Origin of the sequence: Ramlibacter algicola (genome assembly GCF_016641735.1) — a bacterium.
Classification (GTDB): domain Bacteria; phylum Pseudomonadota; class Gammaproteobacteria; order Burkholderiales; family Burkholderiaceae_C; genus Ramlibacter; species Ramlibacter algicola.
Genome location: NZ_JAEDAO010000001.1, coordinates 3,393,869 through 3,404,010, shown reverse-complemented (window position 1 = coordinate 3,404,010; position 10,142 = coordinate 3,393,869). Strand labels below are relative to the sequence as shown.

Sequence of the window (10,142 nt, the reverse complement as noted above, 5' to 3'; positions counted from 1 at the left end):
ACGCCCGCGATGGAGTTCACGCCGACCCAGAAACGCGCCGCCGCCTGGCTCGCGATCGCGGTGCTGGCGGTGCTCGTGCTGCGCCTGCTCGGCCCGGTGCTCACGCCTTTCGTGGTCGGTGCCGTCCTCGCGTACGCGCTCACCCCGCTGGTCGACCGCCTCGACGCGCTCGGGCGGGGTCGCGTGCCGCGCGTCGTGTCGGTGATCCTGGTCGAACTGCTGTTCGTCGTCGTGCTGGTGTCGTTGTTCCTGCTGGTCGTCCCGATCCTCGCGCAGGAACTGCCGCTGATGCGCCAGCAGCTGCCGGTGCTGTTCGACCGCCTGGACGGCACGCTGCGGCCCTGGCTCGCGCAGTTCGGCGTGCACGTCGCCTTCGACGTCGACAGCCTCAAGCAGCAGGCGGTGCGCCTGCTGCATGGCAACTACGAGAGCTACGCCGCGCGACTGATGGCGTCGCTGAAGGTGGGCGGCAGCGTCGTGGTCACGCTGCTGTTCAACGCACTGCTGATCCCGGTGGCGCTGTTCTACCTGCTGCTGGACTGGGACCGCTTCGTGCACCGCGTGCTGGAACTGGTGCCGCCGACGATGCGCCCGGCGGTCGACTCCTTCACGCACGAGGCCGACCAGGTTCTGGGCCAGTACCTGCGCGGCCAGTTGCTGGTGATGCTGACGATGGCGACGTTCTACTCGGTGGGGCTGGCGGCGTTCGGCCTCGACCTCGCGCTGCCCATCGGCATCTTCACGGGCCTCGCGATGTTCGTGCCCTACCTCGGGTTCGGCATCGGCCTGGCGACCGCGCTGCTGGCCGGCCTGCTGCAGTTCGCGTCGGCCAAGGCGCTGGTGATGGTCGCCATCGTCTACGGCAGCGGCCAGGTCATCGAAGGCTTCTATTTCACTCCGCGTCTCGTGGGGCAGCGCATCGGCCTGCACCCGCTCGCGGTGATCTTCGCGCTGCTCGCGTTCGCGCAGGTGTTCGGTTTCCTCGGCGTGCTCGTGGCGTTGCCGGCCAGCGCGGTGCTGCTGGTCGCCATGCGCCGCATGCGCGACGGCTACATGGGCAGCAAGCTGTACCAGGGCGGATGAAACAACTGGCCTTGCCCATCGCGATGGCCCGCGCACCGACGCTGGCCGATTTCTGCGCCGGCCCGAACACGCCGGCGCTGGAGCACCTGCGGCTGTGGGCCGGCAGCCCGACGCGCTCGCCGGTGCCCACGTATCTCTGGGGACCGAACGCCAGCGGCAAGACGCACCTGCTGCTGGCGGTGCGTGAAGCACTGCGCGAGCAGGGCGCCGCCGTCGGCTGGCTCGACCCTTCGATCGCCGAGCCGCCGTCCTTCGACGAGCGCTGGGCCGCGGTGCTGATGGACGACGTGCACCTGTACACCGCCGTGCAGCAGCACGCCGCCTTCGCATGGTTCGTCAGTGCGCAGCCGCTGCAGCGCGGCGTGCTGGCCGCGGGGCTGCTGCCGCCGGCCGACCTGAAGCTGCGCGAGGACCTGCGCACGCGCCTCGGCTGGGGCCACGTGTTCCAGCTGCAGGTGCTGTCCGAGCCCGAGCGCCGGTCCGTGCTGCGCCAGGCGGCCGACGCGCGCGGCGTGTTCCTGTCCGACGAGGTGATGGACTTCATGCTCTCGCGCTTCTCGCGCGACCTCGGCAGCCTGATGCAGCTGCTAGAGCAGCTGGACCTCTACGCGCTGCGCACGCAGCGCGCAATCACCATCCCGCTGATCAAGTCGATGCTGGAGAGCGAGTGACGACGACGAAGGTCGCTCTGTTCGACCTGGACCACACGCTGCTGCCGATCGATTCCGACTACGCGTGGGGCCAGTTCACGCTGGCGATCGGCTGGGCCGACGCGGTCGAATTCGCGCGCCGCAACGACCAGTTCTTCGCCGACTACCAGGCCGGGACGCTGGACGTGCACGCGTACGTGCGCTTCGCGACCGACGCGATCCGCCGCAAGGGCCGCGAAGCGTCGCTCGCCGCGCACCAGCGGTTCATGACCGAAGTCATCGGCCCCGCGGTGCGGCCGCAGGCGCTCGAGCTCGTGCGCAGCCACCAGCAGGCCGGCGACCTGGTCGCCATCGTCACCGCCACCAACGACTTCGTCACGGCGCCGATCGCGGCCGCGTTCGGCGTGGACGAGCTCATCGCCGTGCGGCTCGCGAGCGGCCCCGACGGCTGGATCACCGGCGAGATCGACGGCGTGCCCTCGATGCGCGAAGGCAAGGTGGTGCGCGTGGGCGAGTGGCTGCAGGCGCGCGGCCTCGACTGGGACCGCATCGAGGCGACCTTCTATTCCGATTCCATGAACGACGTCCCGCTGCTGGAGCGCGTGGACCACCCGGTCGCGACCAACCCCGACGCGCGCCTGCGCGCGCTGGCGGGCCAGCGCGGCTGGCGCATACTGGACCTGTTCGAACAACAAGCATGATCAAGCGATTCATCGACCGCCTGCTGGGCGGCACCGGGGCCAAGCCCCGCTTCGGCAAGCGCGAGGAAATCGGCCCCGAAGCCCACCGCATCGACCCGGCCCTGGTGGACGAGCGCGCCGTCAACGTGGTGCGCACCCTCAAGGAGGCAGGCCACGAGGCCTACATCGTCGGCGGCGCGGTGCGCGACCTGCTGCTGGGCCTGCGCCCCAAGGACTTCGACGTCGCCACCAACGCGACCCCCGAGCAGGTCAAGGGCCTGTTCCGGCGCGCGTTCATCATCGGCCGGCGCTTCCGCATCGTGCACGTGGTGTACGGGCGCGGCCGCGAGCACGAGGTGATCGAGGTCTCGACGTTCCGCGCCTACATGGACAACGCCGCCGCCGAGGCGGTGGCCGGAAACGAGAAGACCAGCAAGAGCGAACTGGCCGGCATGAAGCACGCCGTCGACGCCAGCGGCCGCGTGCTGCGCGACAACGTGTGGGGACCGCAGGAAGAGGACGCCACGCGGCGCGACTTCACGGTCAACGCGATGTACTACGACCCGGAGACGCGCACGCTGGTGGACTACCACGGCGGCATGAAGGACGCCGGCAAGAAGGTGCTGCGCATGATCGGCGACCCGGCCACGCGCTACCGCGAGGACCCGGTGCGCATCATCCGCGCCGTGCGTTTCACCGCGAAGCTGAGCGCGCTCGGCTTCAAGCTGGAAACGAAGACCGGCGCCGCCCTCAAGCCCTGCCTGCCGCTGCTCGGCGACGTGCCGCAGAGCCGGCTCTTCGACGAGATGCTCAAGCTGCTGCAGACCGGCCATGCGGTGGCGACCATCGAGCAGCTGCGCTCGCTCGACATGGCACGCGGCATCTACCCCTTGCTGGACCTGATCGTCGAGCGCGCGGACGTGCCGTTCGTGCGCGCCGCGCTGCTGGACACCGACCGCCGCGTGGGCGAGGGCAAGCCGGTCGCGCCGAGTTTCCTGCTCGCGTGCGTGCTGTGGTCCGACGTGCGCGACGGCTGGGCCGAGCGCCTGGCCCGCAAGGAGCATCCGTTCCCGGCGCTGCAAGGCGCCATCGACGACGTGTTCGATGCGCGCATCGGCGACGTGTCCGGCCGCGGCAAGCTCGCCGCCGACATGCGCGAGATCTGGATGATGCAGCCGCGTTTCGAGAAGCGCACCGGCAGCACGCCGTTCTCGCTGGTCGAGCAGCCGCGCTTCCGCGCCGGCTTCGACTTCATGCGCCTGCGTGCCGACGCGGGCGAGGTCGACGTCGTGCTGGCCGACTGGTGGCAGGAATTCAGCATCGCCAGCGACCAGGTGCGCGAGGACCTGCTCGCGCAGGCGCGCGAGGAGCAGCACAAGGGCGCGCGCCGCGTGCGGGTAGTCAGGCCGCAGGACAAGACGCCGTCCGCCGGCACCGTGGTGCCGCCGGAAGCGCCAGCCGACGAACCGGACGACACCGAAGCGGCCGCGCCAGCCGGCGAGGGCAGTGCGCCGGCGAAGAAGCGCCGCCGTCGCCGCCGCAAGCCGTCGGGTGGTGGTGGCGGGGCGGCCGCACCGGATGCGCCCGCGCCGGAAGGCGACTGACGCCCATGCGCGCCCCGGTCACGGCTTACGTGGGCCTGGGCGCCAACCTCGGCGATCCCAGCGCCGCGGTTCGCGCCGCGATCGAGGGCCTCGATGCGCTGCCGCAGTCCCGAGTCACTGCGCGGTCCTCGCTGTACCGGACGGCGCCCGTCGGTGCCACCGGGCCCGACTACGTCAACGCGGTGGCCGCGCTCGAAACATCGCTGACGGCGCCGGATCTCCTGGCGCAGCTGCAGCACCTCGAGCAACGCGCGGGCCGCGAGCGCCCGTACCCGAACGCGCCGCGCACGCTGGACCTCGACCTGCTGCTGTACGGCGATGCGCGCATCGCGAGCCCGCGCCTCGTCGTCCCGCATCCCCGCATGCACGAACGGGCGTTCGTGCTGCACCCGCTGGCGGAGATCGCGCCGCATCTCGTGCCGGCGGCATCGCTCGCCGCCGTTACCTCCCAGGTCATTGCAGGCCTTCCCTAGCGGGGCGAGCATGGGGCCTCACCACAAGGAGGACCCCATGACAGACACCGGACTCATCGCCGTCGCGTGCGGCCTGATCATCGGGCTGGGCGCCATCGGCGCCTGCCTGGGCATCGGCACGATGGGCGGCCGCTTCATCGAAGGCGCGGTGCGGCAGCCCGAGATGATGGAACCGCTGCAGGTGAAGATGTTCCTGCTCGCCGGGCTGATCGACGCCAACTTCCTGATCGGCGTGGGCGTGGCGATGATGTTCGTGTTCGCCAACCCGTTCAAGGGATAACACCGCTGCACGGCGGTGCCCGCCTCGGCGAGCATCCGCCGCGCATGCGGTCGACGTTCGCACCCTGGCTGGCCCTGGCCTTCGCGCTTCCCGCGTTCGGCCGGGACTGCGCCGACACCGACACGAGTTGCCTGCGGGACGGCTCGCGCCAGCACGTGGTCCGCGACCTCGACTACTGGCGCCCCATGCTGCAGAGGCCCCTCAGCGACCGCATCCGGCCGGCGCCCGCTGAGGTGGTCGACTACCTGGCGCTGGACAACCGCCTGAACGGATTCCCTGAGCGGCCGCGGTCCGCCACGCCGGACGCCGCGTTCCTTGCCGACCTGCGTCGCGCTGCGGACGGCATCCCCGCGCGCGTGTGGGACCTCGTGGCGCCGGGGCTCGCGGGCGTGCTGCTCGTGGACCGCCTGGGCAGCACCGGATTCACGTCCATCGTGCGGGATGCACAAGGGCGTGCCGTGGCCGCGTCCATCGTCCTGGATGCCGGCCTGCTCGCGGGACTCGATGGCAACGGCTGGGCGAGCTGGAAGGAGAACACGCCATTCCGCCGCGACGGCCTGCATCGCCTGAGCGTCCAGATGGAGCCCGAAGCATCGAACGAACGCGAGGCGGCGATCCGCTACATCCTGCTGCACGAACTCGGCCACGCGGCCGGCATCCTGAAGGGCGTCCATCCCGGGTGGGAAGCGGGCACGCTCCCGACGTCCCTGGCGCCGTGGCCGTTCCTGCAGGTGTCGTGGGCGGCCGACCGGAAGGGCCATCCCCATCCGCGCGACGGCCAGGGCTTCGCGCAGCGCGCCGACGTCGTGTACTACGTCGGCGCGAAGCTCGACATCGCCGAGGCGGCGCCCACCTACCGCGCGTTGGCTCGTACCTCGTTCCCGACCCTGTATGCGGCGACGAACCCGTGGGACGACTTCGCCGAGTCGTTCGCGAACTACGTGCACGTCGTGCTGTTGCGCAAGCCGTGGCGCGTGCAGTTGCGCGGCGTCGGTGACGACACGGAAACGTTCGACGCCTGCTGGGGCCTGCCGCGCTGCGAAGCGAAGGAACGGATGCTGCGGGCGCTGCTCGGCCCGTGAGCGCGCAGCGCGCCTAGAACCACTCCACCAGGCCGGACTGCTGCGCGCCCTGTGGGTTGGAGCCGGCGTCGCGCACGCGCTGCAGCGCGTCGTCGGTGCCCAGGCCCAGCGCCTTCAGCACGCACACTGCCGCGCTGCCGGTGCGGCCCATGCCGGCCGCGCAGTGCAGCAGGACGCTCTCGCCGGCGGCCAGCGACGACGCCACCTGCCGCACCTCCTGGCGAAATGCCTCGCGGTCGGGCGGCACGCCGAAGTTGGGCACCGGGACCTGGCGCCAGCGGAAGGGCAGTTCGCCCGTGGCCACCGCGGCGTGGTAGCGCGGGGACAGCGTCGCGATCTCGTCGCGCGGCGTGAGGCAGACGACCTCGTCGATGCGCAGCCGCGAGGCTTCGGCCAGGAACGTCGACCACGGCTCGAACCGCCCGGGCATGGACGCGAGCCACAGGCGGCCCGGGACGGCGGGAGGCAACGGGACGGAACGCAGGGGCATGCGCGCCATTGTCCCCGCGCGACCGGGACGCCGCCGCGGCGATGCCGTCCTACACACCGCCCGCGCCGCGGTTTCCTAGAGTGGACGGCAGACCAGGAGAGCCCATGACCAAGCCTGCTTCCGCCCCGGACGTGATGCCGCCGCGCGAGACGCCGCCGGACGATCCGGACCAGCGGCCCGACGGCAGCAACGAGACGATCCACCGTCCCGACCCCCGTGCCGCCGAGCACCCGGTGCGCGAGGAAGAGAAGAAGCCCCGCGGTCCCTACGTGACCGGCAATTCGTGAGGCGCGGCGCCGTCCGCGACCACCAGGTCGGTGCGCGCGCGGGCGACGCACGGAAGGAACCAGCCTGCGCGGCGCTCCTCCGCCAGCACGCCCGGCCAGTCCATCGGGTACGCGACCTGGCCCGTGACCAGCCGCCGCAGGCAGGTGCGGCAGGTGCCGTTGCGGCACGAGCTCGGCCAGGGCAGGCCGGCCCGCTCGGCGGCCAGCAGCACGGGCTCGCCCTCGCGGGCCTCGAACACGGTGCCGCCCTCGCGCACCTGCCAGTGGTGCGGGCCTCCGGATGCGTGGTCGTCGTCCATCGTCCGGCATCATAGGAAGGCCATGGCTTCCAGCTTCTTCGCACTCCTCGACGACATCGCCACGCTGCTGGACGACGTCTCCCTGCTGACCAAGGTCGCGGCCAAGAAGACCGCCGGCGTGCTCGGCGACGATCTCGCGCTGAATGCGCAGCAGGTGGGCGGCGTGCGCGCCGACCGCGAGCTGCCCGTCGTGTGGGCGGTCGCGAAGGGTTCGATCGTCAACAAGGCGATCCTGGTGCCGGCGGCGCTCGGCATCAGCGCGATCGCGCCCTGGGCCGTGCTGCCGCTGCTGATGCTGGGCGGCGCCTACCTCTGCTTCGAAGGGGCGGAGAAGGTCGCGCACAAGCTGCTGCATCCGGGAGGCGAGGAGGAGCACCGCAAGGAGCTGGAGCAGAAGCTCGCCGACCCGGCGACCGACGTGCTCGCGCTCGAGAAGGGCAAGGTGCGCGGCGCGATCCGCACCGACTTCATCCTGTCGGCCGAGATCATCGTCATCTCGCTGGGCACCGTCGCGGGCCAACCGCTGCTGACGCAACTGGCCGTGCTGGCCGGCATCGCACTGCTCATGACCGTGGGCGTCTACGGCCTCGTCGCGGGCATCGTGAAGCTCGACGATCTCGGCGCCTGGCTGCATCGCCGGCCGTCGGCATCCGCGCGCGCGGTGGGCGGCGGCATCCTGCGCGCGGCGCCGTGGATGATGCGGGCGCTGTCGATCGGCGGGACGATCGCGATGTTCCTCGTGGGCGGCAGCATCCTGGCGCACGGCGTGCCGGCCCTCGAGCACGCCATCGAGGGGGCCGCGTCGTCGCTGCCGCACGCGGCCGAAGGGATCGTGACGCTCCTCCTGCACGCGTGCGCGGGGCTGGCCGCCGGCCTGGTCGTGCTCGGTGTCGTCGAAGCCGTGCGGCGCGGCAGCGCGCGCCGCGCGGCCGCCTGAGTCCTACACCCCGCGGCGCACCGTGCTGGCCCCGCGCGCGGCGCGGCGCCCGTAGCCTGCGGGCATGAGCGAATGGATCGACCTGGTGCAGTGGCCCGCGATGGCCGCCAGCCTGCTCGCGGCCTGGCTGGTCGCATCCAACCAGAAGGCGCGGCGCAACGTGGGGTTCTGGGTCTTCCTCGCGAGCAACGTGTTGTGGGTCGCGTGGGGTTGGCACGACGGCGCGTGGGCGCTGATCGCGCTGCAGGTGGCGCTGGCCGTGCTGAACATCCGCGGCGTGCGCAAGACCGAGCAGCCGGCCCCGGCGGACGGCCGCCAAGCTCAGGCGTAGGCACGCTCCTACGGTCCCTCGCGCCGTTCGGCCGATGCGCGAAGTGCCTCAGCCGCGCATGATCGTTTCCAAGGCGGAAGGACCGCCGTGAAGGAGCCGCCGATGCCCAGCCTGCTGCCCACCCGATGGACCACCCCCGAGAGCAAATCGGTGCGTGTCGACGTCTCCCTGTTCGACGACGAGGACGCGGCGCTCGGATTCGAAGCAGCGTGCCCGGCGCTGCAACTCGAAGGCTGGAATGCAGTGGCGGGCGGTGCACAGCCCCAGGAGCCCGCACGTAGCTGAGCGTTTCGCACCCCTCGCGCTTGCCAGCAGCCGTCCTACAAGCCGTGCCGCTCTAGACTCACTTTGGCCCTGCAGGGGCCCCTCCTAATCTCGGTGCAGCCGGCCGGAAATGCCGGCCTTGTCACCAACAACCCTCGCGGGCAGTTCCATTAGGAGTTCACGATGAAGACGACTCTCACGATTCTCGCGGCCGCGGCCGCCATGGCTTTCGGCGGCTACGCCGCCGCCCAGTCGGGCTCCGGCTCCGGCTCCGCCTCCGGCGCGGGCACCTCCAGCAGCGGCACGGGCAAAGACAGCAGCACCAGCTCCACGGCCCCGAACGCGGGTGGCGACAAGGCCGGCTCGAGCAGCATGGGCGCCGGCTCTTCGTCGAGCACCCCCTCGTCCTCGTCCTCGAGCACCCCGTCGTCCTCCAGCAGCACGCCGAGCAGCTCCTCGAGCGGCTCGATGGGCGCATCGGGCTCGAGCACGCCGAGCAGCTCGTCCTCCAGCACGACGCCGAGCACCACGCCCGGCGCCAGCTCCTCCTCGTCCACCAGCACGCCGAGCACCAGCTCGTCGGGCATGGGCGCCTCGGGCTCGAGCTCCGGCTCCACCAGCTCGACGACCAGCAGCGACACCAGCGCTTCGCCCTCCACCTCGGGCAGCAGCTCCAGCATGGGCAGCTCGTCCGACACGACGAACAGCTCGAGCAGCAGCCGCGGCGCCCGCGCCGACCGCAACTAAGCAGCGGTTCGCTCCAAGCCAGGAGGGGCGGGTCCGCAAGGGCCTGCCCCTTTTCTTTGCCTCCACATCGCCTCGCACGTCCATGCCCCGCTGCAGTGCTTCCCCGTCCTCCATCCCCGTGCCCGCCCGCTGGATCGCCGCACCCCTGGCCGCCGCCTTGCTCGCCGGCTGCGGCTGGAAGACGGGCCAGCAGGTCGCGCAGCCCGTGGTGCCGACCGCCACCGTCGCCAGCAAGTCGCTGCTCCTGCCGGCGAGCGCGCGGCGCGCGGCGTCGCAACCCGTCGCGCTGAAGGGGACGGCGCCCGGGCCCGCGACGCACCTGGCGGACTTCGGTGGCCGCCGCGCATCGGCCGACGCGAAGCACGTCGCCAATTGGGTCGTCGATTCGGGCGACGCGAAGGGCCATGCGTTCGTGATCGTCGACAAGAAGGACGCGCGCGTCTTCGTGTTCGACCCCGAAGGCAAGCTGCTGAACTCGGCGCCCGCGCTGATCGGCGCCGCGGTGGGCGACGACCCCGTCCCGGGCATCGGCGAGAAGCCGCTCAAGGACGTGAAGCCGGAAGAGAAGACCACGCCGGCGGGCCGTTTCGTGGCCGAACCGGGCGTCAATGCCGGCGGCGAGGACATCGTGTGGGTGTCGTACGACCTGGCCGTGTCGATGCACCGCGTGCGCCCGCTGGTCAAGGCCGAGCGCCGGCTGCAACGGCTGGCCTCGCGCACGTCGAAGGACAACCGGATCTCGTTCGGCTGCATCAACCTGCCGGTGACGTTCTACGAACGCACCCTCAAGCCCACCGTGGCGCGCCACGGCGCGATCGTCTATGTGCTGCCGGAGACCCGGACGCCCCAGGAGCAGTTCGGCTCCTACGAGGTTGGCCAGTCGGCCCAAATAGCGACGCTGGCCCCGCGCAAGGCCGTGAAATAGGCACGGTCGC

General features: G+C 71.5%; 15 protein-coding genes. 12 read left to right on the top strand and 3 right to left on the bottom strand.

Features of this window, described 5'->3' with window-relative positions; all coding sequences use genetic code 11:
* The first annotated feature begins 9 nt into the window (after positions 1-9).
* The 7 genes from I8E28_RS16700 to I8E28_RS16670 are packed head-to-tail and all read left to right on the top strand — an operon-like array spanning position 10 to position 5,852.
* On the top strand, positions 10-1,083 hold the full coding sequence (locus I8E28_RS16700) for an AI-2E family transporter (protein ID WP_200789244.1): 1,074 nt from the start codon (positions 10-12) through the stop codon (positions 1,081-1,083).
* Positions 1,080-1,754 (top strand): DnaA regulatory inactivator Hda, encoded by a 675-nt coding sequence (hda, locus tag I8E28_RS16695; RefSeq protein WP_200789243.1) that lies wholly within the window; start codon positions 1,080-1,082, stop codon positions 1,752-1,754. The genes I8E28_RS16700 and hda overlap by 4 nt, the downstream gene beginning before the upstream one ends.
* Positions 1,751-2,434 (top strand): HAD-IB family hydrolase, encoded by a 684-nt coding sequence (locus I8E28_RS16690; RefSeq protein ID WP_200789242.1) that lies wholly within the window; start codon positions 1,751-1,753, stop codon positions 2,432-2,434. The genes hda and I8E28_RS16690 overlap by 4 nt, the downstream gene beginning before the upstream one ends.
* Positions 2,431-4,017: a polynucleotide adenylyltransferase PcnB gene (gene pcnB / locus I8E28_RS16685; protein WP_200789241.1), complete on the top strand. Its 1,587-nt coding sequence runs from the start codon at positions 2,431-2,433 to the stop codon at positions 4,015-4,017. The genes I8E28_RS16690 and pcnB overlap by 4 nt, the downstream gene beginning before the upstream one ends.
* A 5-nt stretch (positions 4,018-4,022) precedes the next feature.
* Positions 4,023-4,490: a 2-amino-4-hydroxy-6-hydroxymethyldihydropteridine diphosphokinase gene (folK, locus tag I8E28_RS16680; RefSeq protein WP_200789240.1), complete on the top strand. Its 468-nt coding sequence runs from the start codon at positions 4,023-4,025 to the stop codon at positions 4,488-4,490.
* Positions 4,491-4,527: 37 nt separating this feature from the next.
* Complete coding sequence (atpE, locus tag I8E28_RS16675) at positions 4,528-4,770, top strand: F0F1 ATP synthase subunit C (RefSeq protein WP_200789239.1); 243 nt, start codon at positions 4,528-4,530, stop codon at positions 4,768-4,770.
* Between the two features lie 44 nt (positions 4,771-4,814).
* Positions 4,815-5,852: a hypothetical protein gene (locus I8E28_RS16670; RefSeq protein WP_200789238.1), complete on the top strand. Its 1,038-nt coding sequence runs from the start codon at positions 4,815-4,817 to the stop codon at positions 5,850-5,852.
* Between the two features lie 13 nt (positions 5,853-5,865).
* Here the strand turns inward: I8E28_RS16670 and I8E28_RS16665 are convergent, their stop codons facing one another.
* The gene (locus I8E28_RS16665) at positions 5,866-6,342 is read right to left on the bottom strand and encodes a protein-tyrosine phosphatase family protein (RefSeq protein WP_200789237.1); all 477 of its coding nucleotides are present in this window, start codon (positions 6,340-6,342) and stop codon (positions 5,866-5,868) included.
* A 104-nt stretch (positions 6,343-6,446) separates the two neighbouring features.
* On the opposite strand from I8E28_RS16665, the gene I8E28_RS16660 reads away from it, so the two are divergent.
* Complete coding sequence (locus tag I8E28_RS16660; protein WP_200789236.1) at positions 6,447-6,629, top strand: hypothetical protein; 183 nt, start codon at positions 6,447-6,449, stop codon at positions 6,627-6,629.
* Here the strand turns inward: I8E28_RS16660 and I8E28_RS16655 are convergent.
* A complete protein-coding gene (locus I8E28_RS16655) occupies positions 6,608-6,928 on the bottom strand; it encodes a 2Fe-2S iron-sulfur cluster-binding protein (protein WP_200789235.1) in 321 nt (106 codons plus the stop codon). The two genes, I8E28_RS16660 and I8E28_RS16655, sit on opposite strands and share 22 nt — an antisense overlap.
* 22 nt (positions 6,929-6,950) lie before the next feature.
* On the opposite strand from I8E28_RS16655, the gene I8E28_RS16650 reads away from it, so the two are divergent.
* The 3 genes from I8E28_RS16650 (at position 6,951) to I8E28_RS16640 (ending at position 8,481) form a co-directional block, all read left to right on the top strand.
* Positions 6,951-7,865 carry a DUF808 domain-containing protein gene (locus I8E28_RS16650; RefSeq protein ID WP_200789234.1) on the top strand — a complete coding sequence of 305 codons (915 nt, stop codon included), beginning with the start codon at positions 6,951-6,953 and terminating at the stop codon, positions 7,863-7,865.
* A gap of 64 nt (positions 7,866-7,929) precedes the next feature.
* Positions 7,930-8,196, top strand: coding sequence for a hypothetical protein (locus I8E28_RS16645; protein ID WP_200789233.1), 267 nt, complete (start codon positions 7,930-7,932; stop codon positions 8,194-8,196).
* Between the two features lie 102 nt (positions 8,197-8,298).
* A complete protein-coding gene (locus I8E28_RS16640; RefSeq protein WP_200789232.1) occupies positions 8,299-8,481 on the top strand; it encodes a hypothetical protein in 183 nt (60 codons plus the stop codon).
* A 215-nt stretch (positions 8,482-8,696) separates the two neighbouring features.
* Here I8E28_RS16640 and I8E28_RS16635 read toward each other — a convergent pair whose 3' ends face one another.
* A complete protein-coding gene (locus I8E28_RS16635; RefSeq protein WP_200789231.1) occupies positions 8,697-9,203 on the bottom strand; it encodes a hypothetical protein in 507 nt (168 codons plus the stop codon).
* Positions 9,204-9,325: 122 nt separating this feature from the next.
* Between I8E28_RS16635 and I8E28_RS16630 the strand changes: the two genes are divergently transcribed.
* Positions 9,326-10,132 (top strand): hypothetical protein, encoded by an 807-nt coding sequence (locus tag I8E28_RS16630; RefSeq protein WP_200789230.1) that lies wholly within the window; start codon positions 9,326-9,328, stop codon positions 10,130-10,132.
* The last annotated feature ends 10 nt before the right edge of the window (positions 10,133-10,142 follow it).